The 26,499-nt window shown below is 65.5% G+C and carries 21 protein-coding genes; 18 read left to right on the top strand and 3 right to left on the bottom strand.

The features are described from left to right. The first annotated feature begins 5 nt into the window (after positions 1 to 5). The 18 genes from HMPREF2886_RS20815 to nuoN all read left to right on the top strand — a co-directional run bounded on the left by HMPREF2886_RS20815 (position 6) and on the right by nuoN (position 21,849). A complete protein-coding gene (locus HMPREF2886_RS20815; protein WP_033975418.1) occupies positions 6 to 626 on the top strand; it encodes a DUF7931 domain-containing protein in 621 nt (206 codons plus the stop codon). Beyond that, positions 623 to 1,444: a secretin N-terminal domain-containing protein gene (locus HMPREF2886_RS20820; RefSeq protein WP_033973301.1), complete on the top strand. Its 822-nt coding sequence runs from the start codon at positions 623 to 625 to the stop codon at positions 1,442 to 1,444. The genes HMPREF2886_RS20815 and HMPREF2886_RS20820 overlap by 4 nt, the downstream gene beginning before the upstream one ends. A gap of 594 nt (positions 1,445 to 2,038) precedes the next feature. Beyond that, entirely contained in the window at positions 2,039 to 3,634 is a 1,596-nt protein-coding gene (locus HMPREF2886_RS20825; RefSeq protein WP_003090447.1) for an isocitrate lyase, read from the top strand. Positions 3,635 to 3,798: 164 nt separating this feature from the next. Next, entirely contained in the window at positions 3,799 to 5,817 is a 2,019-nt protein-coding gene (locus tag HMPREF2886_RS20830) for a PhoX family protein (protein WP_070748253.1), read from the top strand. Then, positions 5,814 to 6,305, top strand: coding sequence for a DUF4442 domain-containing protein (locus HMPREF2886_RS20835; protein WP_070748255.1), 492 nt, complete (start codon positions 5,814 to 5,816; stop codon positions 6,303 to 6,305). Before HMPREF2886_RS20830 ends, HMPREF2886_RS20835 begins: the two co-directional genes overlap by 4 nt. Before the next feature lie 599 nt (positions 6,306 to 6,904). Beyond that, positions 6,905 to 7,318 carry an NADH-quinone oxidoreductase subunit A gene (locus HMPREF2886_RS20840; RefSeq protein WP_003090452.1) on the top strand — a complete coding sequence of 138 codons (414 nt, stop codon included), beginning with the start codon at positions 6,905 to 6,907 and terminating at the stop codon, positions 7,316 to 7,318. A gap of 10 nt (positions 7,319 to 7,328) precedes the next feature. Continuing rightward, the gene (locus tag HMPREF2886_RS20845) at positions 7,329 to 8,006 is read left to right on the top strand and encodes a NuoB/complex I 20 kDa subunit family protein (RefSeq protein WP_003090455.1); all 678 of its coding nucleotides are present in this window, start codon (positions 7,329 to 7,331) and stop codon (positions 8,004 to 8,006) included. An 80-nt stretch (positions 8,007 to 8,086) separates the two neighbouring features. Further along, positions 8,087 to 9,868, top strand: a complete 1,782-nt coding sequence (gene nuoC, locus HMPREF2886_RS20850) for an NADH-quinone oxidoreductase subunit C/D (RefSeq protein WP_003090458.1) — start codon at positions 8,087 to 8,089, stop codon at positions 9,866 to 9,868. Position 9,869: 1 nt separating this feature from the next. Continuing rightward, positions 9,870 to 10,370 (top strand): NADH-quinone oxidoreductase subunit NuoE, encoded by a 501-nt coding sequence (nuoE, locus tag HMPREF2886_RS20855; protein ID WP_003090460.1) that lies wholly within the window; start codon positions 9,870 to 9,872, stop codon positions 10,368 to 10,370. Then, positions 10,367 to 11,713: an NADH-quinone oxidoreductase subunit NuoF gene (nuoF, locus tag HMPREF2886_RS20860; protein ID WP_003097674.1), complete on the top strand. Its 1,347-nt coding sequence runs from the start codon at positions 10,367 to 10,369 to the stop codon at positions 11,711 to 11,713. The genes nuoE and nuoF overlap by 4 nt, the downstream gene beginning before the upstream one ends. Positions 11,714 to 11,844: 131 nt before the next feature. Further along, the gene (nuoG, locus tag HMPREF2886_RS20865; protein ID WP_039027492.1) at positions 11,845 to 14,562 is read left to right on the top strand and encodes an NADH-quinone oxidoreductase subunit NuoG; all 2,718 of its coding nucleotides are present in this window, start codon (positions 11,845 to 11,847) and stop codon (positions 14,560 to 14,562) included. Continuing rightward, a complete protein-coding gene (gene nuoH / locus HMPREF2886_RS20870; RefSeq protein ID WP_003090465.1) occupies positions 14,559 to 15,554 on the top strand; it encodes an NADH-quinone oxidoreductase subunit NuoH in 996 nt (331 codons plus the stop codon). The genes nuoG and nuoH overlap by 4 nt, the downstream gene beginning before the upstream one ends. Positions 15,555 to 15,565: 11 nt before the next feature. Beyond that, positions 15,566 to 16,114: an NADH-quinone oxidoreductase subunit NuoI gene (nuoI, locus tag HMPREF2886_RS20875; RefSeq protein ID WP_003090467.1), complete on the top strand. Its 549-nt coding sequence runs from the start codon at positions 15,566 to 15,568 to the stop codon at positions 16,112 to 16,114. Positions 16,115 to 16,125: 11 nt separating this feature from the next. After that, the gene (nuoJ, locus tag HMPREF2886_RS20880; protein ID WP_003090473.1) at positions 16,126 to 16,626 is read left to right on the top strand and encodes an NADH-quinone oxidoreductase subunit J; all 501 of its coding nucleotides are present in this window, start codon (positions 16,126 to 16,128) and stop codon (positions 16,624 to 16,626) included. 45 nt (positions 16,627 to 16,671) lie between these two features. After that, positions 16,672 to 16,980 (top strand): NADH-quinone oxidoreductase subunit NuoK, encoded by a 309-nt coding sequence (nuoK, locus tag HMPREF2886_RS20885; protein WP_003090475.1) that lies wholly within the window; start codon positions 16,672 to 16,674, stop codon positions 16,978 to 16,980. Then, positions 16,977 to 18,824, top strand: coding sequence for an NADH-quinone oxidoreductase subunit L (gene nuoL / locus HMPREF2886_RS20890; protein ID WP_070748257.1), 1,848 nt, complete (start codon positions 16,977 to 16,979; stop codon positions 18,822 to 18,824). Before nuoK ends, nuoL begins: the two co-directional genes overlap by 4 nt. 27 nt (positions 18,825 to 18,851) lie before the next feature. Continuing rightward, positions 18,852 to 20,381 carry an NADH-quinone oxidoreductase subunit M gene (nuoM, locus tag HMPREF2886_RS20895; protein ID WP_070748259.1) on the top strand — a complete coding sequence of 510 codons (1,530 nt, stop codon included), beginning with the start codon at positions 18,852 to 18,854 and terminating at the stop codon, positions 20,379 to 20,381. A 7-nt stretch (positions 20,382 to 20,388) separates the two neighbouring features. Further along, on the top strand, positions 20,389 to 21,849 hold the full coding sequence (gene nuoN, locus HMPREF2886_RS20900; RefSeq protein WP_033968102.1) for an NADH-quinone oxidoreductase subunit NuoN: 1,461 nt from the start codon (positions 20,389 to 20,391) through the stop codon (positions 21,847 to 21,849). 179 nt (positions 21,850 to 22,028) lie between these two features. On the opposite strand, the gene HMPREF2886_RS20905 is transcribed toward nuoN, so the two are convergent. From HMPREF2886_RS20905 to HMPREF2886_RS20915, 3 genes are read right to left on the bottom strand one after another with little or no spacing between them, the layout of a single operon-like run. Continuing rightward, complete coding sequence (locus tag HMPREF2886_RS20905; protein ID WP_033975412.1) at positions 22,029 to 23,936, bottom strand: sensor histidine kinase; 1,908 nt, start codon at positions 23,934 to 23,936, stop codon at positions 22,029 to 22,031. A gap of 47 nt (positions 23,937 to 23,983) precedes the next feature. Further along, positions 23,984 to 25,342: a sigma-54-dependent transcriptional regulator gene (locus HMPREF2886_RS20910; protein WP_033968098.1), complete on the bottom strand. Its 1,359-nt coding sequence runs from the start codon at positions 25,340 to 25,342 to the stop codon at positions 23,984 to 23,986. A 26-nt stretch (positions 25,343 to 25,368) separates the two neighbouring features. Next, positions 25,369 to 26,490 (bottom strand): OprO/OprP family phosphate-selective porin, encoded by a 1,122-nt coding sequence (locus tag HMPREF2886_RS20915; protein ID WP_256562558.1) that lies wholly within the window; start codon positions 26,488 to 26,490, stop codon positions 25,369 to 25,371. Between the last annotated feature and the right edge of the window lie 9 nt (positions 26,491 to 26,499).

Here is a 26,499-nt window from a genome sequence, read left to right on the forward strand (position 1 = left end):
GCCCGATGAGCGACGCCCCGGAGACCTCGCCGGCCGACCTGCCGGCCATCGAATTCAGTTCTCCGGGGCGCTTTGCGGTACGCAACCCGGCCAGCGCCGCGCTGCCTGCGGAACGCTGGGAACCGGCGCCATTCCGCCTCGGCGAACATGAGCCGCTGGAGCGTTTCGAGCATCCGCAGGAAGCCCGCGCCCATGCCCTGGCCCTCCTGCAGCAGGCCCGCCGCTCGCTCTGCCTGCACAGTCCCGACCTGGAAAGCTGGCTCTATCACCACAGCAGCATCCAGGAAGCCTGCACCCGTTTTCTCCTGGCCAATCCACGCAATCGCCTGCGTATCCTCGTTGGCGACAGCGCCCAGGCCGTGCGCAACGGCCACCGCCTGATCAACCTTTCGCGCCGCCTGTCGAGCAACTGCCTGATCCGCCGCCTCAACCCGGACTACCCTAAAGAGGACGACGCCTTCCTCCTGGCCGACGATCAGGGCCTGCTGCTGCGCCCGAAACCGGTGCAACCGGCGGGCTACGCCTGCTACCGTGCCGCCGGGCGGGTGCGTCAACTCCAGGCCCGCTTCGAGCAGGCCTGGGACACCAGCCTTTCCGACCCGGACCTGCGGAGCTTCCTCCTGTGACCCTGTTGCGCCCCACCCTGCTCTCCTCGCTGCTGGCGACGGTCGTTCTCGGCGCCTCGGCCGCCCCGCGCACCGAAGTGATCCCGCTCAACTACCGCACCGCCGACGACGTGATGGCGGTGGCCCAGTCGGTCATCGGCAGCGAAGGCAAGGTCACCGCCTATGGCAACCAGTTGATCGTCAATGCCGAGCCGGCGAAGATCCGCGAGTTGCAATCGGTCCTGCAGCAGATCGACTCGCGCCCGCATCGCCTGCTGATCACCGTGGATACCAGCGAGAACCTGCAACAGGACAGCCGCGGCTATTCGGTGGATGGTTCGGCCAGCGCCGGCAACATCGAGATCCAGAGCGGCCGCGGCGAGGTCAACGGCAAGGATCGAGTCCGCATCATCCGTCGCTCCACCGACAGCCGTTCCGGCGGTAGCCAGCAGGTCCAGGCCACCGAGGGCTACCCGGCGCTGATCCAGGTCGGCCAGAGCGTCCCCATCACCAGCACCGCTACCGGTCCCTACGGGCAGATCTACAGCCAGACCGAATACCGCAACGTCAACCGCGGCTTCTACGTCACCGCGACGCTGACCGGCAACCTGGTGCACGTCACCATCAGCTCCAGCAACGACCGCCTCAGCCAGAGCCATCCCGGCGTCATCGATACCCAGAGCACCGACACCCGGGTCAGCGGCAAGCTCGGCGAGTGGATCACCCTGGGCGGCGTCAGCGAACAGAACCAAGCCGACCAGCGCGGCTTCGTGCGTCGCTACTCGACCCAGGGACGCGACGACACCAGCCTGCGCCTGAAAGTCGAAACCCTCGACTGACCGACGGCGCTCTTTCCAGCGCAATTTGCCTCCCGCTCCGGCAAAGCCGCGGGGCGCGGGCTTTTGCGGGCATTTTCGATGCAAACGGAAATATCTCGACCAGACAAGACTATCCGGTCACTCTTAGACCTTCGTGTAGTAGTCTTGAAAAAACACTACAAAACGTTTGACGACGGATTTTTTCCAGAGCATGATGGCCCCGCTCCCGCTAATCAGGGGCTCTGAAACGACGAGCTCCCGGTGCCTGCGCCGATACGCCCTCGGCCTCCACCGTGTTGATCTGCCCACAAGGCGGCTTGACGAGATTGCGACTGGAACGAAGTTGTCCTGAGGGACGGGGAAGCGTTTACGTATCAGCCAGATCGAAAGACTCGACAGCGAGTCGCCCACCGGCAACCACGAGCCGAACGGCACTTGATCCAGTCGAGAAGCACGGTCCGCGAACTGTTCGTCTCCACCCCCTCCTCGGCGTCATTCTTCGCCACGGTCATTCTCTCGCCATGCAGCGGTGAGCCACCCGCAAGACAACCTTCACCAGCAGGTTTTGAGTGGGTCAGTCGGTGCTCAACCAATACATTTCTTGAAGGATTGACCATGTCCGCATATCAGAACGAGATCAAGGCAGTTGCCGCGCTGAAAGAGAAGAACGGCAGCAGCTGGAGCGCGATCAACCCCGAGTACGCAGCTCGCATGCGTATCCAGAACCGCTTCAAGACCGGCCTGGATATCGCCAAGTACACCGCGGCCATCATGCGCAAGGACATGGCCGAATACGATGCGGACTCCTCCGTCTACACCCAGTCGCTGGGTTGCTGGCACGGCTTCATCGGGCAGCAGAAGCTGATCTCGATCAAGAAGCACCTGAAGACCACCAACAAGCGCTACCTCTACCTGTCCGGATGGATGGTCGCCGCGCTGCGCTCCGACTTCGGCCCGCTGCCGGACCAGTCCATGCACGAGAAAACCGCGGTTTCCGGCCTGATCGAAGAGCTGTACACCTTCCTGCGCCAGGCTGACGCCCGCGAGCTGGACCTGCTGTTCACCGGTCTGGACGCTGCCCGCGCCGCTGGCGACAAGGCCAAGGAAGCCGAGCTGCTGGCCCAGATCGACAACTTCGAAACCCACGTGGTGCCGATCATCGCCGACATCGACGCCGGCTTCGGCAACGCCGAGGCAACCTACCTGCTGGCCAAGAAGATGATCGAAGCCGGCGCCTGCTGCATCCAGATCGAGAACCAGGTGTCCGACGAGAAGCAGTGCGGCCACCAGGACGGCAAGGTCACCGTTCCGCACATCGACTTCCTCGCCAAGATCAATGCCGTACGCTACGCCTTCCTCGAGCTGGGCGTGGACGATGGCGTGATCGTCGCCCGTACCGACTCCCTGGGCGCCGGCCTGACCAAGCAGATCGCCGTGACCAACGAGCCGGGCGACCTGGGCGACCTGTACAACTCCTTCCTGGATTGCGAAGAAATCTCCGAGGCCGAGCTGGGCAACGGCGACGTCGTGATCAAGCGCGAAGGCAAGCTGCTGCGTCCGAAGCGCCTGGCTTCCAACCTGTTCCAGTTCCGCAAGGGCACCGGCGAAGATCGCTGCGTCCTGGACTGCATCACCTCGCTGCAGAACGGCGCCGACCTGCTCTGGATCGAAACCGAGAAGCCGCACGTCGGCCAGATCAAGGCGATGGTCGATCGCATCCGCGAAGTGATTCCGAACGCCAAGCTGGTCTACAACAACAGCCCGTCCTTCAACTGGACCCTGAACTTCCGCCAGCAGGTGTTCGATGCGTTCGTCGCCGAAGGCAAGGACGTTTCCGCCTACGACCGCAACAAGCTGATGAGCGTCGAGTACGACGACACCGAGCTGGCCAAGGTCGCCGACGAGAAGATCCGTACCTTCCAGCGCGACGGCTCGGCCCACGCCGGCATCTTCCACCACCTGATCACCCTGCCGACCTACCACACCGCCGCGCTGTCCACCGACAACCTGGCCAAGGGCTACTTCGCCGACGAAGGCATGCTGGCCTACGTGAAGGGCGTGCAGCGCCAGGAACTGCGCCAGGGCATCGCTTGCGTCAAGCACCAGAACATGGCTGGCTCCGACATCGGCGACAACCATAAAGAGTACTTCGCTGGCGAAGCCGCTCTGAAGGCCAGCGGCAAAGACAACACCATGAACCAGTTCCACTAAGGAACAGGGGCCAGCCGGGCAGCCACGATCTGCCCGGCCCGCCTCGCGAAAACCCCGGCTCCGGCCGGGGTTTTTCATTTCCGGATCATGGTGCCTGTCATCGTCCCGTCGCTTTCAGCGGTTAGCGTCAATGCTCCGTCGATCAGCCCACAAGGAGCACGTCCGTGAGCCTGGAGAAAAAAGATGCCATCCTGTTCGGTGATGGCGACGAGTTGCCCAGCAACCATTCGAACAATCCGCACATGAACGACCTGATCGCCGGCCTCGGCCGCCGCCAGGTCCTGGCCGGCGGCGCGGCGCTCGGCGCCCTCGCCTTCCTCGGCGTCGCGCTCCCCGCCAGCGGCGCCCCCGCCGAAGCGCAGGCGCCCGCCGCGGAAGGCCTGCGCGGCTTGCCTTTCAAACGCCGCAACCGCTTGCCCTTCGAAGCCATCGCCAGCGGCCGTGCCGATACTATCCGGGTGCCCGCCGGCTACAAGGCGACGCCCTTCATACCCTGGGGCACCCCGATCAGCGGCAGTTATCCGGGCTTCCTCGACGACGCCGGCAACAGCGCCCAGGACCAGGCCGAACAGATCGGCATGCACCACGACGGCATGCACTTCTTCCCGATCGACGCACAGTTCGGCTTCGGCGGCGGACACATCAGCAACCATGGCCTGCTGGTGCTCAACCATGAATACATCGACGCGCCGCTGCTGCACACCAATGGCCCGACCGTAGTCGATGGCAAGCGCACCGTCGCCGATGAAGTGCGCAAGGAAATCAACGCCCATGGCGTTTCCGTCGTGGAGATCCGTCGCAACGTGCGTGGCGAGTGGAATGTCGTGCCGTCGCAACGCAATCGCCGGATCACCGCCGCCACGCCGATGCGTATCGCCGGCCCGGCGCGCGGCCACGAACTGCTGCGCACCCGCCACAGTCCGGACGGCACCCGCACCCGCGGCACTCACAACAACTGCTCCAACGGTTTCACCCCCTGGGGCACCTACCTCACCTGCGAGGAGAACTGGGTTGGCTATTTCTCCACCCAGGACAGCGAACTGCCACGCGAACTGACCCGCTACGGCATTCGCAACACCAGCCGCTTCGGCTGGGAAACCCTGGCGGGCGACGAGTTCGAGCGCTTCGACGCCACCCGCAAGGGCAAACAGGCCCAGGACGACTACCGCAACGAACCGAACAACTTCGGCTGGATCGTCGAGATCGACCCGTTCGACCCGCAATCGGTGCCGGTCAAGCGCACCGCTCTCGGCCGCTTCGCCCACGAAGGCCTGGTCTTCGCCCCGGTCAAGCCGGGCCGCCAGGTAGTCTGCTACTCCGGCGACGACTCGCAGAACGAGTACATCTACAAGTACGTCAGCCGCGACAGGTTCCGTCCGGGTCGCAGCAATGCTCGCCTGCTCGACGAAGGCACCCTCTACGTCGCCCGCTTCAATGCCGATGGCAGCGGCCAGTGGCTGCCGCTGGACATCGCCGACGGCAACTTCCGCGCGGCCTGTCGCAAGGCCGGGGTGAGCTTCGCCGACCAGGGCGAAGTGCTGATCAACACCCGTCTGGCCGCCGATGTCCTCGGCGCGACCAAGATGGATCGCCCGGAGTGGGGCGCGGTCAACCCGGACAACGGCGACGTCTACTTCACCCTCACCAACAACACGTCGCGCACCGTCGCCGACGCCGCCAACCCACGGGTGAAGAACGCCTACGGCCATATCATCCGCTGGCGCGAACGCAGCCGCGACTATGCCGGGCAACGCTTCACCTGGGACCTCTTCATGCTCGCCGGTCCCGGCGAAGACAGCCGCGGCCCGGACGGCAAGCCGCTGAACCAGGACAATATCCTGGCCAGCCCCGACGGCCTCTGGTTCGACCCGGAAGGCCGCCTGTGGATCCAGACCGACATGAGCGGCAGTCAGTTGAGCAGCGGCCCGTTCGGCAACAACCAGATGCTGGTGGCCGACCCGCGCACCGGCGAACTGAAGCGCTTCCTCACCGGTCCGCTGGGTTGCGAGGTGACCGGCATTGCCGCGACGCCGGATTTCCGTACGCTGTTCATCAACATCCAGCACCCGGGGGAAGGCTCGACCGCCGATAACCTCCTCAGCACCTGGCCGGACGGGCCGGGCCGCCGGCCACGCTCGGCGACCGTGGTGATCACCCGCGAAGACGGCCGACGCCTGCTCTGACGCGCCACGACGACCTGCGTTGGCCGGAATGCCGGCGCAGCCGCAGCCTGACGCTGCTGCTGGGTTCCCAGGTGCGCTTCGCCGGCACTGCGAGGGTGCGCATCCATGAGCTGGGGCAGGAGCGCGCCATCCTCAGCCTGAAGAACCGTCGAGCGGTGCAGAACCATATAAAAGGTATCCATGCCGCGGCGATGGCCTTGCTCGCCGAGTCGGCCAGCGGCTTCCTGGTCGGAATGAACGTACCGGACGACAAGCTGCCGCTGATCAAGACCATGAAGATCGACTATCTCAAGCGCGCCCAGGGCGACCTGACCGCCATCGCTACGCTGGAGGCCGGGCAGATCGAGCAGATTCGGCAACAGGACAAGGGCGAGGTCCGCGTGGCGGTGCTGGTCAGCGACGAGAACGGCAACCAGCCGATCGCCTGCGAAATGGTCTGGGCCTGGGTCGGCAAGAAACGCGGGGAGGCTACCGCAGCCCCTAGGTAGCGCACCTCCGGAGCGACTACATCTGCACTGCGAAGCGAACCGCCGCAAACCTTGCCCAGCGCCTTCGCATCCGTCACGAAGAATCGCGGGCGCAGCCCCAGGCGGCGCCGCAGCCGGGTTGCCATGGTGCGGAAAGAAGAAAAACCGCCATGCGCCCGGCCCGGAAAATATTCCCGGTTTAATGCAATAACGGATTGAGCGGGAGTAATTACCAATAAAAGGGTAAACAATAGTAACGCGGCGAAGAATATATGTAGCGAAGTTATACGGATGCGACATTGCAAACGATATTCATTATCGTTTGAACCCTTGCAAAGAGCCCTCCACCACGCTTCGCGGCAATACGACCAAAAGCCAGCCAGGCCGCGCCATTTCTCGCAAAGACAGCATTCACGAGGCTTTCGGGGATTAACCAAAGCGCTGGAAAAAGCAGAGAAGCGTCTGTTTGTGTTAGAAAAATTTACTTGTCCGGCGCTTTGGGCATAAAATCGGAAAGATACATACAACCCTTAGCTCACTACGCAGCGGGTTGCACAAGAAGTCGGGCATTGCGCCCAGAACCCACGATCTTATATATCCGGTACAGAAGGAGTATCAGCATGCCAAACCCAGCTGAACTTGCAGCTCATCACTGGGGATTCGCTGCCTTCCTTCTAGGGGTCGTTGGCCTTCTCGCCTTCATGCTAGGGGTTTCGTCCCTGCTTGGCAGCAAGGCATTTGGTCGCAGCAAGAACGAACCCTTCGAATCCGGGATCGTCCCCACCGGAGGCGCACGCCTGCGTCTCTCGGCAAAATTCTATCTGGTCGCGATGCTCTTCGTGATCTTCGACGTCGAAGCCCTCTTCCTCTTCGCCTGGTCGGTGTCGGTTCGCGAAAGCGGCTGGGCCGGCCTGATCGAGGCAACCATTTTCATAGCAATTCTGTTGGCGGGTCTTGTCTATCTTTGGCGGATCGGTGCGCTCGATTGGGCTCCCGAAAGCCGTCGCAAGCGGCAGGCGAAGCTAAAACAATGAGGCTTTGGCGATGCAATACAAACTTACCCGGATCGATCCCGATGCGGCCAACGACCAATACCCGATAGGCGAACGGGAAACCGTAGCCGACCCGCTGGTCGAGGGCCAGGTTCACAAGAACATCTTCATGGGCAAGCTCGAGGATGTGCTGAACTCCACCGTCAACTGGGGTCGCAAGAACTCGCTCTGGCCCTATAACTTCGGGCTGTCGTGCTGCTACGTGGAGATGACCACCGCCTTCACTGCGCCGCACGATATCGCCCGCTTCGGCGCCGAAGTGATCCGGGCGTCGCCGCGCCAGGCCGACTTCATGGTCATCGCCGGCACCTGCTTCATCAAGATGGCCCCGGTCATCCAGCGCCTCTACGAGCAGATGCTCGAACCCAAGTGGGTCATTTCCATGGGCTCGTGCGCCAACTCCGGCGGCATGTACGACATCTATTCGGTGGTCCAGGGGGTCGACAAGTTCCTCCCCGTGGACGTCTACATCCCCGGCTGCCCGCCCCGTCCGGAGGCGTTCCTGCAAGGCCTGATGCTGTTGCAGGAATCCATCGGCCAGGAGCGCCGCCCGCTATCCTGGGTCGTTGGCGACCAGGGGGTCTACCGCGCCGAAATGCCGGCCCAGAAAGACCTGAAACGCGAGCAGCGCATCCAGGTGACCAACCTGCGCAGCCCCGACGAAGTGTGATCCGGAACGCCCGGCCAGCCCCGCTGGCCGGCCGAGACCAGCCGCGTTCACCCCACCGTTGACCGAAAGCGACCGAGACCATGACTGCAGACTCCGCTCTGTACATCCCGCCTTACAAGGCAGACGACCAGGATATCGTCGTCGAACTGAATTCCCGCTTTGGCGCCGAGACCTTCACCGTCCAGCCCACCCGTACCGGCATGCCGGTGCTCTGGGTCCCGCGCGAAAGACTGATCGAAGTCCTGACCTTCCTCCGTCAGGTACCCAAGCCCTATGTGATGCTCTACGACCTGCACGGCGTCGACGAGCGGCTGCGCACCCATCGCCGCGGCCTGCCGAGCGCCGACTTCAGTGTGTTCTACCACCTGATGTCGCTGGAGCGTAATAGTGACGTGATGATCAAGGTCGCCTTGTCCGAGCGCGACCTCAACCTGCCCACCGCCACCCGTATCTGGCCCAACGCCAACTGGTACGAGCGCGAAGTGTGGGACATGTACGGCATCACCTTCACCGGCCACCCGCACCTGACCCGCATGCTGATGCCGCCGACCTGGCAGGGCCATCCGCTGCGCAAGGACTACCCGGCGCGCGCCACCGAGTTCGATCCCTACTCCCTGTCCGCCGCCAAGCAGGACCTGGAGCAGGAAGCCCTGCGCTTCAAGCCGGAAGACTGGGGCATGAAGCGCCACGGCGAGAACGAGGACTACATGTTCCTCAACCTCGGCCCGAACCACCCGTCCGCCCACGGTGCCTTCCGCATCATCCTGCAACTGGACGGCGAAGAGATCATCGACTGCGTCCCGGAGATCGGCTACCACCATCGCGGCGCCGAGAAGATGGCCGAGCGCCAGTCCTGGCACAGTTTCATCCCCTACACCGACCGCATTGACTACCTCGGCGGGGTGATGAACAACCTGCCCTACGTACTTTCGGTGGAGAAGCTCGCCGGAATCAAGGTGCCGCAGCGGGTCGACGTGATCCGGATCATGATGGCGGAGTTCTTCCGTATCCTGAACCACCTGCTGTACCTGGGCACCTATATCCAGGACGTCGGCGCCATGACCCCGGTGTTCTTCACCTTCACCGACCGCCAGCGCGCCTACAAGGTGGTCGAGGCCATCACCGGCTTCCGCCTGCACCCGGCCTGGTACCGCATCGGCGGCGTCGCCCACGACCTGCCGCGCGGCTGGGACAAGCTGGTCCGCGAGTTCCTCGACTGGATGCCCAAGCGCCTCGACGAGTACGAGACCGCGGCCCTGAAGAACAGCATCCTGCGCGGCCGGACCATCGGCGTCGCCCAGTACAACACCAAGGAAGCCCTCGAGTGGGGCACCACCGGCGCCGGCCTGCGCGCCACCGGTTGCGACTTCGACCTGCGCAAGGCCCGCCCCTACTCCGGCTACGAGAACTTCGAGTTCGAGGTACCGCTGGCCCACAACGGCGACGCCTACGACCGCTGCATGGTCAAGATGGGCGAGATGCGCCAGAGCCTGCGGATCATCGAGCAGTGCCTGAAGAACATGCCGGAAGGCCCGTACAAGGCCGACCATCCGCTGACCACGCCGCCGCCGAAAGAACGCACGCTGCAACACATCGAAACCCTGATCACCCACTTCCTGCAGGTTTCCTGGGGCCCGGTCATGCCGGCCAACGAAGCCTTCCAGATGATCGAGGCGACCAAGGGTATCAACAGCTACTACCTGACCAGCGACGGCAGCACCATGAGCTACCGCACGCGTATCCGGACGCCCAGTTTCGCGCACCTGCAACAGATCCCCTCGGTGATCAACGGCAGCATGATCGCGGACCTGATCGCCTACCTGGGTAGCATCGATTTCGTTATGGCTGACGTGGACCGCTGACATGAGCCAGAGCAACCTGATTCAGACCGACCGTTTCGTCCTCAGCGAAACCGAGCGCTCGTCCATCGAGCATGAAATGCATCACTACGAGGACCCGCGCGCGGCGTCCATCGAAGCCCTGAAGATCGTCCAGAAGCAGCGCGGCTGGGTGCCGGACGGCGCCATCCCGGCGATCGGCGAGGTGCTGGGGATCCCGGCCAGCGACGTCGAAGGCGTCGCCACCTTCTATAGTCAGATATTCCGCCAGCCGGTGGGCCGCCACATCATCCGCGTCTGCGACAGCATGGTCTGCTACATCGGCGGCCACGAGTCGGTGGTCGGCGAGATCCAGAAGCAACTCGGCATCGGTCTCGGCCAGACCACCGCCGACGGACGCTTCACCCTGCTCCCGGTCTGCTGCCTGGGCAACTGCGACAAGGCCCCGGCGCTGATGATCGACGACGACACCCATGGCGACGTGCGTCCCGACGGTGTCGCCAAACTGCTGGAGGCCTACGTATGACCCTTACCTCCATTGGTCCGGCCAACCGCATGGCGCGTTCGGCGGAAACCCATCCGCTGACCTGGCGCCTGCGCGAAGACGCCCAGCCCGTCTGGCTCGAGGAATACCAGAGCAAGGACGGCTATGCCGCGGCGCGCAAGGCGCTGACCCAGATGGCCCAGGACGACATCGTCCAGACCGTCAAGGACTCCGGCCTCAAGGGCCGCGGCGGCGCGGGCTTCCCCACCGGCGTGAAGTGGGGCCTGATGCCGAAGGACGAGTCGCTGAACATCCGCTACCTGCTGTGCAACGCGGACGAGATGGAGCCGAACACCTGGAAGGACCGCATGCTCATGGAGCAACTGCCACACCTGCTGGTGGAAGGCATGCTGATCTCCGCGCGCGCGCTGAAGGCCTACCGCGGCTACATCTTCCTGCGCGGCGAGTACGTCGACGCGGCGCGCAACCTCAACCGCGCCATCGACGAAGCCAAGGCCGCCGGCCTGCTCGGCAAGAACATCCTCGGCAGCGGCTTCGATTTCGAGCTGTTCGTCCACACCGGTGCCGGCCGCTACATCTGCGGCGAAGAGACCGCGCTGATCAACTCGCTGGAAGGCCGCCGCGCCAACCCGCGTTCCAAGCCGCCCTTCCCCGCCGCCGTCGGCGTCTGGGGCAAGCCGACCTGCGTGAACAACGTGGAGACGCTGTGCAACGTGCCGGCCATCGTCGGCAACGGCGTGGACTGGTACAAGACCCTGGCCCGCCCCGGCAGCGAAGACATGGGCACCAAGCTGATGGGCTTCTCCGGCAAGGTGAAGAACCCCGGCCTGTGGGAACTGCCGTTCGGCGTCAGCGCCCGCGAGCTGTTCGAGGACTACGCCGGCGGCATGCGCGACGGCTTCCAGCTCAAGGCCTGGCAGCCCGGCGGCGCCGGTACCGGCTTCCTGCTCCCGGAACACCTGGATGCGCAGATGTTCGCCGGCGGCATCGCCAAGGTCGGCACCCGGATGGGCACCGGCCTGGCCATGGCGGTGGACGACAGCATCAACATGGTTTCCCTGCTGCGCAACATGGAAGAGTTCTTCGCCCGCGAGTCCTGCGGCTGGTGCACCCCCTGCCGCGACGGCCTGCCGTGGAGCGTGAAGCTGCTGCGCGCCCTGGAGCGTGGCGAAGGCCAGCCCGGCGACCTCGAGACTCTCGAGCAGCTGGTCAACTTCCTCGGCCCGGGCAAGACCTTCTGCGCCCACGCGCCGGGAGCCGTCGAGCCGCTGGGCAGCGCCCTCAAGTATTTCCGTGCCGAATTCGAGGCGGGCATCTCCCGCCAGCCTTCGGCCGCGCCGCGCCCGGCAACGGTCGGCGCCTGATGCTTTGCAGCCGGACGGCCAGCCGTCCGGCGATGTTTCGTCGTCGTGCCGCGGCCCGGCCGCAGGCCCGACGGAACCGTGAGTTTCTATTAGCCACGCCCGCTGACAACGGGCCAACGAAGACTTGAACCATGGCCACTATCCACGTAGACGGCAAGACGCTCGAAGTCGATGGTGCAGACAACCTCCTGCAGGCCTGTCTGTCCCTCGGTCTCGACATTCCCTACTTCTGCTGGCATCCGGCGCTCGGTAGCGTCGGCGCCTGCCGCCAGTGCGCGGTGAAGCAGTACACCGACGAGAACGACAAGCGTGGTCGCCTCGTCATGTCCTGCATGACCCCCGCCACCGACAACACCTGGATATCCATCGAAGACGAAGAGGCCAAGCAGTTCCGCGCCAGCGTCGTCGAATGGCTGATGACCAACCACCCGCACGACTGCCCGGTGTGCGAGGAAGGCGGTCACTGCCACCTGCAGGACATGACGGTGATGACCGGCCACAACGAGCGCCGGTACCGCTTCACCAAGCGCACCCACCAGAACCAGGAACTCGGCCCGTTCATCGCCCACGAGATGAACCGCTGCATCGCCTGCTACCGCTGCGTGCGCTACTACAAGGACTACGCCGGCGGCACCGACCTCGGCGTCTACGGCGCCCACGACAACGTCTACTTCGGACGGGTCGAGGACGGCGTGCTGGAAAGCGAGTTCTCCGGCAACCTCACCGAGGTCTGCCCCACCGGCGTGTTCACCGACAAGACCCACTCCGAGCGCTACAACCGCAAGTGGGACATGCAGTTCGCCCCGAGCATCTGCCACGGCTGTTCCAGCGGCTGCAACATCAGCCCCGGCGAGCGCTACGGCGAGATCCGCCGGATCGAGAACCGCTACAACGGCTCGGTCAACCACTACTTCCTCTGCGACCGCGGTCGCTTCGGCTACGGCTACGTCAACCGCGAAGACCGTCCGCGCCAGCCGCTGCTGGTGCTGAGCAAGCAGAAGCTGAGCCTGGACGGCGCCCTCGACCAGGCCGCCGCCCTGCTGAAGGAGCGCAAGGTGGTCGGCATCGGTTCGCCGCGCGCCAGCCTGGAAAGCAACTTCGCCCTGCGCGAGCTGGTTGGCGAAGGCAACTTCTACAGCGGCATCAACGAAGGCGAGCTCGACCGCCTGCGCCTGATCCTCCAGGTCATGCAGGAAGGCCCGCTGCCGGTGCCGAGCATCCGCGACATCGAGGACCACGACGCGGTCTTCGTCCTCGGCGAGGACCTGACCCAGACCGCCGCCCGCATCGCTCTGGCCCTGCGCCAGTCGGTGAAGGGCAAGGCCGTCGAGATGGCTGCCGACATGAAGGTCCAGCCGTGGCTCGACGCCGCGGTGAAGAACATCGCCCAGCACGCGCAGAACCCGCTGTTCATCGCCAGCGTCAACGCGACCCGCCTCGACGACGTGGCCGAGGAAACCGTCCACGCCGCGCCGGACGATCTCGCTCGCCTCGGCTTCGCCGTGGCCCATGCGATCGATCCGAGCGCCCCGTCCGTGGCCGATCTCGACCCGCAGGCCCAGGCCTTCGCCCAGCGCATCGCCGATGCCCTGCTGGCGGCCAAGCGTCCGCTGGTAGTGTCCGGCAACTCGCTGGGCAACAAGGCATTGATCGAAGCCGCGGCGAACATCGCCAAGGCCCTCAAGCTGCGCGAGAAGAACGGCTCCATCAGCCTGGTGGTCGGCGAAGCCAACAGCCTCGGCCTGGCGCTCTTCGGCGGCGACTCCGTGGAAGCCGCGCTCGAGCGACTGACCTCCGGACAGGCCGACGCCGTGGTGGTGCTGGAGAACGATCTCTACCGCCGCACCGACGCCGCCCGTGTCGACGCGGCCCTGGCGGCGGCCAAGGTGGTGATCGTCGCCGATCACCAGCAGACCGCCACCACCGCCAAGGCACACCTGGTGCTGCCGGCGGCCAGCTTCGCCGAAGGCGACGGCACCCTGGTCAGCCAGGAAGGCCGCGCCCAACGCTTCTTCCAGGTGTTCGACCCGACCTACTACGACGCCAGGAACATGGTCCGCGAGGGCTGGCGCTGGCTGCATGCGATCCACAGCACCCTGCAAGGCAAGCGCGTCGACTGGACCCAGTTGGACCACGTCACCGAAGCCGTGGCCGAGGCCAAGCCGATCCTGGCCGGCATCCGCGACGCCGCACCGGCCGCCTCGTTCCGCATCAAGGGCCTCAAGCTGGCCCGCGAACCGCACCGCTACAGCGGGCGTACCGCCATGCGCGCCAACATCAGCGTGCACGAGCCGCGCACCCCGCAGGACATCGACTCGGCGTTCGCCTTCTCCATGGAAGGCTACTCCGGCAGCCAGGAAGACCGTCAGCAGATCCCGTTCGCCTGGTCCCCGGGCTGGAACTCGCCGCAGGCCTGGAACAAGTTCCAGGACGAGGTCGGCGGCCACCTGCGCGCCGGCGACCCCGGCGTGCGCCTGATCGAACCGAAGGGCGAAGGCCTCGACTGGTTCCAGGCCGTGCCGGTGCCGTTCAGCGCCAAGGCCGACAGCTGGAAGGTAGTGCCGCTGTACCACCTGTTCGGCAGCGAGGAAAACAGCTCGCGGGCCGCGCCGATCCAGCAGCGTATCCCGGAAACCTACGTCGCACTGTCCAAGGAAGACGCGGACCGCCTCGGCGTCAACGACGGCGCGACCCTCGGCTTCCAGCTCAAGGGCCAGGCCCTGCGCCTGCCGCTGCGCATCGATGAACAACTCGGCGCCGGCCTGATCGGCCTGCCGGTCGGCTTCGCCGGCATCCCGGCGGCGATCGCCGGCTGCTCCGTGGAAGGTCTGCAGGAGGCTGCACAATGAGTTGGCTGACTCCCGCTCTGGTCACCATCATCCTCACCGTGGTCAAGGCCATCGTGGTGCTGCTCGCCGTGGTCATCTGCGGCGCCCTGCTCAGCTGGGTCGAGCGCCGCCTGCTCGGCCTCTGGCAGGACCGCTACGGCCCCAACCGGGTCGGTCCGTTCGGTGCGTTCCAGCTCGGCGCGGACATGGTCAAGATGTTCTTCAAGGAGGACTGGACCCCGCCGTTCGCCGACAAGATGATCTTCACCCTGGCCCCGGTGATCGCGATGGGCGCCCTGCTCGTCGCCTTCGCCATCGTGCCGATCACCCCCACCTGGGGCGTGGCGGACCTGAACATCGGCATCCTGTTCTTCTTCGCCATGGCCGGCCTGACGGTGTACGCCGTGCTGTTCGCCGGCTGGTCGAGCAACAACAAGTTCGCCCTGCTCGGCAGCCTGCGCGCCTCGGCCCAGACCATCTCCTACGAGGTGTTCCTGGCCCTGTCGCTGATGGGCATCGTCGCCCAGGTCGGCTCGTTCAACATGCGCGACATCGTCCAGTACCAGATCGACAACGTCTGGTTCATCATTCCGCAGTTCTTCGGCTTCTGCACCTTCATCATCGCCGGCGTCGCCGTGACCCACCGTCACCCGTTCGACCAGCCGGAAGCGGAGCAGGAGCTGGCGGATGGCTACCACATCGAGTACGCCGGGATGAAATGGGGCATGTTCTTCGTCGGCGAGTACATCGGCATCGTACTGGTCTCGGCGCTGCTGGCGACCCTGTTCTTCGGCGGCTGGCACGGTCCGTTCCTGGACACCCTGCCCTGGCTGTCGTTCTTCTACTTCGCCGCCAAGACCGGCTTCTTCATCATGCTCTTCATCCTGATCCGCGCCTCGCTGCCGCGTCCGCGCTATGACCAGGTGATGGCGTTCAGCTGGAAGGTGTGCCTGCCGCTGACCCTGATCAACCTGCTGGTGACCGGCGCGCTCGTGCTGGCCGCGGCCCAGTAAGGAGAACCACCGTGATCAAAGAAATCATCAACGTCGTGCATGGCACCTTCACCCAGCTTCGCAGCCTGGTGATGATCTTCGGCCATGCCTTCCGCAAGCGCGACACCCTGCAATACCCCGAAGAGCCGGTCTACCTGCCGCCACGCTATCGTGGCCGGATCGTCCTGACCCGCGACCCCGACGGCGAGGAACGCTGCGTAGCCTGCAACCTGTGCGCCGTGGCCTGTCCGGTTGGCTGCATCTCCCTGCAGAAGGCCGAGACCGAGGACGGTCGCTGGTATCCGGAGTTCTTCCGCATCAACTTCTCGCGCTGCATCTTCTGCGGTCTGTGCGAGGAAGCCTGCCCGACCACCGCGATCCAGCTCACCCCGGACTTCGAGATGGGCGAGTTCAAGCGCCAGGACCTGGTCTACGAGAAGCACGACCTGCTGATCTCCGGCCCGGGCAAGAACCCGGACTACAACTACTACCGCGTTGCGGGAATGGCGATCGCCGGCAAGCCGAAAGGCGCCGCGCAGAACGAAGCCGAACCGATCAACGTGAAAAGCCTGCTGCCATAAGGAGACGTCGCGTGGAATTCGCTTTCTATTTCGCTGCCGGCGTCGCCGTACTGGCCACGCTGCGGGTCATCACCAACAGCAACCCGGTGCATGCCCTGCTCTACCTGATCATTTCCCTGCTGGCCATCTCGATGACCTTCTTCAGCCTCGGCGCACCCTTCGCCGGTGCCCTGGAGATCATCGTCTACGCTGGCGCCATCATGGTTCTGTTCGTCTTCGTGGTGATGATGCTCAACCTCGGCCCGGCCGTGGTCGAGCAGGAGCGCAAGTGGCTCACGCCCGGCATCTGGGTCGGGCCTTCGGCCCTGGCCCTGGTCCTGCTGGTGGAACTGCTGGTGGTCCTCGCCCGCACCCCGAGCGGTGCCGGCATCGGCCATACCACGGTAGACGCCAAGGCGGTCGGCATCAGCCTCTACGGCCCGTACCTGCTGGTGGTCGAACTGGCCTCCATGCTGTTGCTCGCGGCCCTGGTCGCTGCCTATCACCTGGGTCGTCAAGACGCCAAACAATAAAGGTTCGGCGGGCGCCCTGCGCCCGCCCCAAGGGAACGTAACGCTATGAACGCAATACCACTGGAACACGGCCTGGCCCTCGCCAGCGTCCTGTTCGCCCTCGGACTGGTCGGCTTGATGGTGCGACGCAACATCCTGTTCGTACTGATGAGCCTGGAAGTGATGATGAACGCCGCCGCCCTCGCCTTCGTGGTCGCCGGCAGCCGCTGGGGCCAACCCGACGGCCAGGTGATGTTCATCCTGGTGCTGAGCCTCGCGGCCGCCGAAGCGAGCATCGGCCTGGCGATCCTGCTGCAACTGTATCGCCGCTTCCACACCCTCGATATCGACGCTGCCAGCGAGATGCGCGGATGAACCTTCTACCTCTTACCTTCCTGTTCCCCCTGGTCGGCTTCCTGCTGCTGTCGTTCTCCCGCGGCAGGTGGTCGGAAAACCTTTCGGCGCTGGTCGGCGTCGGCTCGGTCGGCCTCTCCGCCCTGAGCGCGGCCTGGGCCATCTTCAGCTTCCACAGCAGTCCGCCGGCAGGCGGTGCCTACAGCCTGGTGCTGTGGCAGTGGATGGCGGCCGGCGACTTCAGCACCAACTTCACCCTGTACCTGGACGGCCTCTCGGTAACCATGCTCGGTGTCGTTACCGGCGTCGGCTTCCTGATCCACCTGTTCGCCTCCTGGTACATGCGTGGCGAAACCGGCTATTCGCGCTTCTTCGCCTACACCAACCTGTTCATCGCCAGCATGCTGTTCCTGGTGCTGGGCGACAACCTGCTGTTCCTCTACTTCGGCTGGGAAGGCGTGGGGCTGTGCAGCTACCTGCTGATCGGCTTCTACTACAGCAATCGCAACAACGGTAACGCGGCGCTCAAGGCATTCATCGTCACCCGCGTCGGCGACGTGTTCATGGCTTTCGGCCTGTTCATCCTGTTCCAGCAGTTCGGCACCCTGAACATCCAGGAGTTGCTGGTGCTGGCGCCGCAGAAGTTCCCGGAAGGCAACCTCTGGCTGACCCTGGCGACCCTGGCCCTGCTCGGCGGCGCGGTCGGCAAGTCCGCCCAGCTGCCGCTGCAGACCTGGCTGGCCGACGCCATGGCCGGTCCGACCCCGGTCTCCGCGCTGATCCACGCCGCCACCATGGTGACCGCCGGCGTCTACCTGATCGCCCGTTGCCACGGCCTGTTTACCCTGGCTCCGGACATCCTCGAGCTGGTCGGCATCGTCGGCGCGGTGACCCTGGTCCTGGCCGGCTTCGCCGCCCTGGTACAGACCGATATCAAGCGCATCCTCGCCTACTCGACCATGAGCCAGATCGGCTACATGTTCCTCGCCCTCGGCGTCGGCGCCTGGGACGCGGCGATCTTCCACCTGATGACCCACGCCTTCTTCAAGGCCCTGCTGTTCCTTGCCTCGGGCGCGGTGATCGTCGCCTGCCACCACGAGCAGAACATCTTCAAGATGGGCGGCTTGTGGAAGAAGCTGCCGCTGGCCTACGCCAGCTTCGTGGTCGGCGGCGCGGCGCTGGCCGCCCTGCCCTTCCTCACCGCGGGCTTCTACTCCAAGGACGAGATCCTCTGGGAGGCCTTCGCCAGCGGCCATCGCGAACTGCTGATCGCCGGCCTGGTGGGTGCGTTCCTGACCTCGATCTACACCTTCCGCCTGATCTTCGTCGCCTTCCACGGCGAGCCGAAGACCGAAGCCCACGCCGGCCACGGGATTTCCCACTGGTTGCCGCTCAGCGTGCTGATCGTCCTGTCGACCTTCGTCGGCGCCCTGATCACCCCGCCGCTGGCCGGCGTCCTGCCGGAAAGCGTCGGCCACGCCGGTGGCGAAGCCAAGCACAGCCTGGAACTGGCCTCGGGCGCCATCGCCATCGCCGGTATCCTGCTGGCCGCACTGCTCTTCCTCGGCCAGCGCCGCTTCGTCGGCGCCCTGGCGAAGAGCGCCCCGGGTCGCTTCTTCGGTACCTGGTGGTACCACGCCTGGGGCTTCGACTGGCTGTACGACAAGCTGTTCGTGAAACCCTACCTGCTGCTCTGCCAACTGCTGGGGCGCGACCCCATCGACCGTACCCTGGGCGTCGTTCCGTTCAGCGTGCGCGGCGGACACAACCTCCTCAGCCTCACCGAGAACGGCCGCCTGCGCTGGTACGCCGCTTCCCTGGTGGGTGGCGCCGCCATCCTGCTCGGCGCGCTGCTGCTGGCCTAACGAATTCACGGAGAGACTGAGCCTGTCATGATTCTGCCCTGGCTAATCCTGATCCCCTTCATCGGCGGTTTCCTCTGCTGGATCGCCGAACACAGCAGCAAGACCCTGCCCCGCTGGATCGCGCTGCTTTCGATGACCCTGGTCCTGATCCTGAGCCTGTGGATCTGGGCCACCGGCGACTTCCAGCTGGCGCCCGCGCCCGGCGGCGAGCCGGAATGGACCCTGCAATTCAAGGTGCTGTGGATCGAGCGTCTCGGCATCAGCATCCACCTGGCGATGGATGGCCTATCACTGCTGATGGTCGCCCTCACCGGCCTGCTCGGCGTGCTCTCGGTCCTCTGCTCCTGGAACGAGATCCAGCGCCGCATCGGCTTCTTCCATCTGAACCTGCTGTGGATCCTGGGCGGTGTGATCGGCGTGTTCCTCGCCATCGACCTGTTCCTGTTCTTCTTCTTCTGGGAAATGATGCTGGTGCCGATGTACTTCCTCATCGCGCTGTGGGGACACAGCTCCGATGACGGCAAGAAGACCCGCATCTACGCCGCCACCAAGTTCTTCATCTTCACCCAGGCCAGCGGCCTGGTGATGCTGGTGGCGATCCTCGGCCTGGTGTTCGTCAACTTCAATGCCACCGGCGTGATCACCTTCGACTACGCCACCCTGCTGAAGACCCAGCTGAGCCCCCACGTGGAATGGCTGCTGATGCTCGGCTTCTTCGTCGCCTTCGCGGTGAAGATGCCGGTGGTGCCGGTGCATTCCTGGCTGCCGGACGCCCACGCCCAGGCGCCCACCGCCGGCTCCGTGGACCTCGCCGGCATCCTGCTGAAGACCGCCGCCTACGGCCTGATCCGCTTCGCCCTGCCGTTGTTCCCCAACGCCTCGGCGGAATTCGCGCCGATCGCCATGTGGCTCGGCATCATCGGCATCTTCTACGGTGCCCTGCTGTCCTTCGCGCAGACCGACATCAAGCGCCTGGTCGCCTACTCCAGCGTTTCGCACATGGGCTTCGTGATGATCGGCATCTACTCCGGCAGCCAGGTCGCGCTGCAGGGCGTGGTGGTGCAGATGATCGCCCACGGCCTCTCCGCCGCGGCGCTGTTCATCCTCTGCGGCCAGCTCTACGAGCGCCTGCATACCCGCGACATGCGCAAGATGGGCGGCCTGTGGTCGCGCATGCCCTACCTGCCGGCGATCAGCCTGTTCTTCGCCTCGGCGTCGCTGGGCCTGCCCGGCACCGGCAACTTCGTCGGCGAGTTCCTGATCCTGATCGGCGCCTTCAAGGTGGTCCCGGTGATCATCGTGATCGCCACCTTCGGCCTGGTCTTCGCCTCGGTCTACTCGCTGATCATGATCCACCGCGCCTACTTCGGCCCCAGCCAGTCCGACGAGCCGATCCTCGGCCTCGATGCCCGCGAACTGAGCATGGTGCTCGGCCTGGCGGTCCTGCTGGTCCTGCTCGGGGTCTACCCGCAGCCGGTGCTGGACATCTCCGCGGCCAGCATGCACGGCGTGCAGCAATGGCTGGGCGCAGCCCTTTCCACCCCTGCAGGACGGTAGTCGCGAAATGACCTTTACGATCCAACACTTCATCGCGCTCCTGCCACTGCTGATCACCAGCGCCACCCTGGTGGTGGTGATGCTGGCGGTAGCCTGGAAACGCAATCACTCGTTCACCGCCACCCTCTCGGTGATCGGCCTCAACCTGGCCCTGCTGTCGCTGCTGCCGGTCCTCGGCGTCACCCCGATCGAGGTGACCCCGCTGGTGCTGGTGGACAACTACGCCTGCTTCTACATGGCCCTGGTGCTGGTCGCCGCCCTGGCCTGCGTGACCCTCGCCCACGCCTACATGGAAAGCTATCCGGGTAACCGCGAAGAGCTGTACCTGCTCCTGCTGCTGGCCACCGCCGGCGGCCTGGTGCTGGTCAGCGCGCAGCACCTGGCCAGCCTGTTCATCGGCCTGGAGCTGCTCTCGGTCCCGGTCTACGGGATGGTCGCCTACGCCTTCTTCAACAAGCGCTCGCTGGAAGCCGGCATCAAGTACACCGTGCTCTCGGCCGCCGGCTCCGCCTTCCTGCTGTTCGGCATGGCCCTGCTCTACGCCGAGTCCGGTACCCTGGGCTTCGCCGGCCTTGGCGCCAAGGTCGCCGAACACGTGCTGAGCGGTCCGCTGGTCAGCGTTGGCGTAGGCATGATGCTGGTCGGCCTGGGCTTCAAGCTGTCGCTGGTGCCCTTCCACCTGTGGACCCCGGACGTCTACGAAGGCGCCCCGGCGCCGGTCTCGGCGTTCCTCGCCACCGCCAGCAAGGTCGCGGTGTTCGCCGTGCTGCTGCGGCTGTTCCAGATCGCCCCGGCGGCCCTGGACAACCAACTGCTGAACATCTCCCTGAGCGTCATCGCGGTCGCCTCGATCCTCTTCGGCAACCTGCTGGCACTGACCCAGAGCAACATCAAGCGCCTGCTCGGCTACTCGTCCATCGCCCACCTGGGCTACCTGCTGGTCGCCCTGATCGCCAGCAAGGGCATGGCCGTGGAAGCGGTCGGCGTCTACCTGGCCACCTACGTACTGACCTCCCTCGGCGCGTTCGGCGTGATCACCCTGATGTCCACCCCGTACAGCGGCCGCGACGCCGATGCGCTGTTCGAGTACCGCGGCCTGTTCTGGCGCCGGCCGGTGCTGACCGCGGTGATGACCGTGATGATGCTGTCGCTGGCAGGCATCCCGCTGACCGCCGGCTTCATCGGCAAGTTCTACGTGATCGCGGTCGGCGTCGAGTCGCACCTGTGGTGGCTGATCGGCGCCCTGGTGCTGGGCAGCGCCATCGGCCTGTACTACTACCTGCGGGTCATGGTCACCCTGTTCCTGGTCGAGCCCGGCATCCGCCAGCACGACGCACCGTTCAACTGGGGCCAGCGCGCCGGCGGCATCATGCTGGTGGCCATCGCCCTGCTGGCATTCTTCCTCGGCGTCTACCCGCAGCCGCTGCTGGAAATCCTCCAGCATTCCGGCCTGGCCCTCGCCGGCTGAGTCGCCCGCTCCACGAAAACCCCGCCTCGGCGGGGTTTTTCTTTGGCCCGTCCCACGCCCCCTCCCCCGCTGCATGGCATGCTCCGCGCTCCATGGATGAACCCGGAGGCCTCATGCCCACCTTCCTCGCCACCTGTGCGCTCAAGCCGTACCCCAGCGCGGCATGAACGCGCCGGCACTCAGTCCGGGATGGGCAGGCGCAGGCGCATGACCGCGCCGCCTTGCGCAGCGCCGCCAGCCTCGATCGAGCCTTTGTGCTCCTCGACGATGCGCTGGACGATGGCCAGGCCTAGCCCCGTGCCCTTACGCCGCCGGGTAAAGAAGGGATCGAAGATGAACGGCAGGTCTTCCGGGGCAAAGCCCGCACCGGAGTCCTCCACCCGGCACTCGACCGAGCGCTGGCCGTTCACTTCGAGCGTCTTCGCGGCCACCGTCACCTGGCTGCCAGCCGGCGCATGCTGCACGGCGTTTTCGATCAGGTTCACGAATACCTGCAGCAAGCGACCATGATTCATCGGCAGCGTGCCGTCACAGCCGTCCACCTGGTAGACGATGCCCACACCCGCGGCTTCCGCGGCCGGGCCGCAGATACGAACCGCCTCGACGATGACCTGGCCGAGGCGGCCGCTGGAGAACGTCTCGCCCGGTGGCCGGCCGTATTCGAGCAGGTCCGTCATCAGCTTGTTCAGCCGTCCCACCTCGCCGCGCAGCACCTCCCGGTGGCGCTCGCCGCCCTTGCCGACATTGGCGCTCGCCTCCAGCGCGTCCAGGGTCGAGGAAATGCCGAACAGCGGATTGCGCACCTCGTGGGCGACACCCGCGACCAGGCGGCCCATGGCCGCCATCGCCTCGCTGCGGCGTAACTCGGCCTGCAGCTTTTCCCGTTCCCGCTCGGAGCGCTCGCGTTCCGCGATTTCCTCGCGCAGTTCGGCGACCGTCAGGCGCAATCTCCGCTCGCTGTCCTCCAGCAGCCCCCTGGACACCGTGCTTTCCTGCAAGCGCGCCACCATCCGGTTGAACTGCCGGGCAAGGTCATCGAACTCATCCCTGTTCCGCTCGAGGATGCGGTAGTCAAGGTCACCCGCCCCAATCGCCCGGGTTCCCGACGCCAGCGTTCGCAACGGCCGGACGATCGCCAGCACCAGCGACGCGCCGACACCCAGCGCGACCAGCAGGTAGAGGGGAATCGCATAGCGCAGCATGTCCAGCACCCGCACCGCGATTCGATCCGCCTGCTCCTGCGGTGTCGTCAGCCCCTTCGCCGCCAGCGGTTCGATCTCCTTGTCGCAGACATCGTCGATGTGCTCCTGCAACCGGGCGAACTCACCGGCAAGCGCCTGGAGGGCACCCTCGCCGGAAAGCCATGCCTCGACCCCGCTCCTGAGCGGAATACGCAGGGCCACAAGCTCGTCCTCCAGCCGTCGCGCCTCGTTCCCCAACGACAGTCGGCGATAGCCTGAAAGGGCTTCCTCGAGCTCGGCGAGCTCCTCCTGCGCCTGCCGCATCGCCAACGCTGTCGGTCGCCGCCGGAAAGCGGAGAGCCGGAGCTCCGCTTGTGCCGCCCGCGCCTTCAGGTTCGCGAGCGCTGCCAGGCTCCGGCTGCGCGCCGGCTCCCGCTGCGCCGCCGCCAACGGCAGCGACTGTCCGGTAATGGTAACGACCTGCTCCAGCAGGCCGGTAACGTGCGCGAAGCCGACATCGAGCCGGTCCCGCTTATCCATCAGTGTGGCGCCGATCCTCGAAAGCTTGCCGAAGTCGCTGGCGAGATGGTGCCCCAGCTCGTTTTCTCGCCTGGTCCGGCTCAACTGCATGTAGCTGGCGTGGTAGCGGGAAAAATCCGTGCTGTCGTTCGCGGTCTCCGCGCGGATCTCCGGGTCGGGCCGCACGATGTACTGCTGTACCCCGAAGGCGTACTCACCGACATTCTTTTCCATTTCGAGGGCGGCGATGCTGAACGGCGCCCCGATGCGTTCGAGCCTGGTCAGATGCCCGACGACCTCATCCAGGCCACGATAGACGTACAGCATCGACATCACGCCGAATACCACGATGATCGCGATCCCCGCGTAGATTTTCGCCTTGACCATGTCGCGCTCCTCCGTGCCGACGGCCGGGCACCGCCGGCATGACGCTCTCAGCCAGGATCGTTCTGCGCTGCGACGATGCCGTGCACCTTGATCTTCTGGTAGAGCGTGCTGCGCGGAATACCGAGGCGCAGCGCAGCCTGCTCGACCTTGCCACCCACTTCGCGCAGGACCCGCTCGATGTGCTGTCGCTCGACCTGCTGCAGGGTGAGGCCGGTATCGCCGACCTGCACGTCCTGGAGCGGCGTCGACTCGAAGCGCAGGTCGCGGCGCGCGATGGTATCGCCATTGCGCAGCAGCACCGCACGCTCCAGTACGTTGCGCAGCTCACGGATATTGCCGGGCCAGGCGTAGCCGCACAGCGCCTGCTCGGCGTCCTCGCCCAGCCGCACGCTCCGGCCGGGAGCATCGGCCAGGCGCGCGAGCAGCGTCCGGGCGAGCGCGGGGATGTCTTCCTTACGCTCACGCAACGCGGGCATGCTCAACGGAATGCTGCTGATTCGGAAATACAGGTCGCTGCGGAATGTCCGCTCCTTCACCTTGCCGGCAAGGTCCTGGTGGGTGGCGGCGATCAGCCGGATGTCGACCTCCCGCTCGCGTACCGCGCCCAGGCGGCGAAAGCGTTGTTCCTCCAGTACCTTGAGCAGCTTGGGCTGCACACGCGGATCGACATCGCCGATTTCGTCGAGGAAGACCGTGCCGCCATCGGCGATTTCGAGGATACCCGGCTTGCTCGCGGTTGCCCCGGTGAAGGCGCCCTTCTCATGACCGAACAGCTCGGTTTCCAGGAAGTCCGGCGACAGCCCCGCGCAATTCAGATCGACGAAGGGCTCGTCGGCGCGTGGGCCGTGAAGATGCAGCCACTTCGCCAGCAGGCTCTTGCCGGTGCCGGTCTCCCCCAGAATGAGAATCGGACTGTCGCTGCCCATCACCTTGTCGACCTGCTCGGCCAGCGCGCGAATGGCCGGGCTCTCGCCGAACAGCGGGTCGATCCGCTCGCGCTGCTCGCGGGTCACCACGATCCGCTGCTGGCGTTGCAGCCGCCGGTTGTCCAGCAGGCGCTTGAGGATGGCGTGCAACGCGGGCATCTCGATCGGCTTGGTGAGAAACTGCTCCGCGCCCTCCTTGATCGCCTGTACGGCCAGGTCGATCGAGCCGTAGGCCGTCAGAACGATCACCGGCACGTCCGGCTCGAGCCGTCGGAAATCGCGCAGCAGGTCCAGCGCGCTGCCGTCATGCAACCGATAGTCGATGACCGCGACGTCCGGCGGCGAGGCCTGGAACAGCTCCCGGGCGCGCTGGCAGCTGTCGGCATCGACGACGCCATAGCCTCGCGACTCCAGGAAGCCGCGCATGCCGAAGCGGATGCTGTCCTCGTCGTCGACGATCAGTATTCGGGTTCTTGCCACTCTCCCTCTCCACAAGGCCGCGCGCCCTAGAACGCAAGCTGCGTGCGTAGCAGCAGGATGTTCGGGTTGTCCGACCCGCCCCGTCGATCGCTATGCACGTCAATGTAGTCGAGCATGATACGCAGGCGCTTGTTGGCGTAGAAGTTCAGGCCCAGGCTGAGGTTGCCCTCCTCGCCTCCCCTGACCTTGCCGTCGTCGAGGTCGATGCGGCTGTAGCGCGCGGCCAGTTCCCAGGCACCGCCCGAGCGCTGCAACGGAACGCCCCTGAACCGGCCATTCCGGTACTGCCGCGACTCGCCGGTGAGCAGCCAGCTGCCCATGACGTACCAGCCCTCCAGGCGCGCATCGGGAGTGCCGTGGCCACGCTCGACCGCGGTTCGCATCCATTCCGCCTGCAGCGAGACCGGGCCGCTCCTCCAGGCGGCCTCGAGCCCGCCGCGTTCGATACGCTCGACATTGCGTAGCGTGCCGGTGTTCACCAGCTTCACGTCCGAAACCCTGGATTCCGGTCGCGCATTGAACTTGACTTCGCCCCTCGGGCGCTCGACCACCGCGGCGATGCCCAGGTGCAGCAACGTGCCGCCCGCGCCGCTGTCGATCGGCGTGAAGGTGGCCCGCGCCGCGACGCCGCGTCCCCTGTCGTCGCCATCGATGGACGAGCCGAAGCCCATGGCCGACAGGGTATGGCGCTCACGGTTGCTGCCCACGCCCAGGCCCAACCGTCGCGACGGGGCGAAGGCGGCGGTCGGCAACGCTCGCTCGACAAAGGTGATGTTGTTCGAACTGGTCAGCTCTTCCAGCCCGAACGGCACCTTGAACTGGCCCAGGCTCAGGTCGGCATGCTTCCAGCCATCGTAGCGCAGCGCGACGTCGTCGAAACCATCCTTGAACCTGCCCACCTTGCTGGAGCCGTCATCGGTGACCTGGTAAGGATCGGCGAAATCGTAGGAAACCTCGAACGACCAGTCGTCATCGAGCTTGCCATCGACGCCCAGTTTCGCCCGCCGCACGAGGAAGCCATTGTCCAGCGGCTTGGTATCGGCCCGGTGCGCCGCGTAGTCGAGATGCAGACGGCCGCCGAGCTTGAGTTCGACCGCCCCCGCTTCCGCCAGCGTTCCCAGGCAGGCCGCGGGCAGGATGAGCGACAAGGCATTTTT

Source organism: Pseudomonas sp. HMSC066A08, assembly GCF_001813025.1.
Taxonomy (GTDB): Bacteria; Pseudomonadota; Gammaproteobacteria; order Pseudomonadales; family Pseudomonadaceae; genus Pseudomonas; species Pseudomonas aeruginosa.

Excerpts from the sequence above, each read along its gene's own strand:
- HMPREF2886_RS20815 (WP_033975418.1), top strand. The coding sequence starts at position 6 with ATGAGCGACGCCCCGGAGACCTCGCCGGCCGACCTGCCGGCCATCGAA.
- HMPREF2886_RS20825 (WP_003090447.1), top strand. The coding sequence starts at position 2,039 with ATGTCCGCATATCAGAACGAGATCAAGGCAGTTGCCGCGCTGAAAGAG.
- HMPREF2886_RS20840 (WP_003090452.1), top strand. The coding sequence starts at position 6,905 with ATGCCAAACCCAGCTGAACTTGCAGCTCATCACTGGGGATTCGCTGCC.
- HMPREF2886_RS20845 (WP_003090455.1), top strand. The coding sequence starts at position 7,329 with ATGCAATACAAACTTACCCGGATCGATCCCGATGCGGCCAACGACCAA.
- nuoC (WP_003090458.1), top strand. The coding sequence starts at position 8,087 with ATGACTGCAGACTCCGCTCTGTACATCCCGCCTTACAAGGCAGACGAC.
- nuoE (WP_003090460.1), top strand. The coding sequence starts at position 9,870 with ATGAGCCAGAGCAACCTGATTCAGACCGACCGTTTCGTCCTCAGCGAA.
- nuoF (WP_003097674.1), top strand. The coding sequence starts at position 10,367 with ATGACCCTTACCTCCATTGGTCCGGCCAACCGCATGGCGCGTTCGGCG.
- nuoG (WP_039027492.1), top strand. The coding sequence starts at position 11,845 with ATGGCCACTATCCACGTAGACGGCAAGACGCTCGAAGTCGATGGTGCA.
- nuoH (WP_003090465.1), top strand. The coding sequence starts at position 14,559 with ATGAGTTGGCTGACTCCCGCTCTGGTCACCATCATCCTCACCGTGGTC.
- nuoK (WP_003090475.1), top strand. The coding sequence starts at position 16,672 with ATGAACGCAATACCACTGGAACACGGCCTGGCCCTCGCCAGCGTCCTG.
- nuoL (WP_070748257.1), top strand. The coding sequence starts at position 16,977 with ATGAACCTTCTACCTCTTACCTTCCTGTTCCCCCTGGTCGGCTTCCTG.
- nuoM (WP_070748259.1), top strand. The coding sequence starts at position 18,852 with ATGATTCTGCCCTGGCTAATCCTGATCCCCTTCATCGGCGGTTTCCTC.
- nuoN (WP_033968102.1), top strand. The coding sequence starts at position 20,389 with ATGACCTTTACGATCCAACACTTCATCGCGCTCCTGCCACTGCTGATC.
- HMPREF2886_RS20905 (WP_033975412.1), bottom strand. The coding sequence starts at position 23,936 with ATGGTCAAGGCGAAAATCTACGCGGGGATCGCGATCATCGTGGTATTC.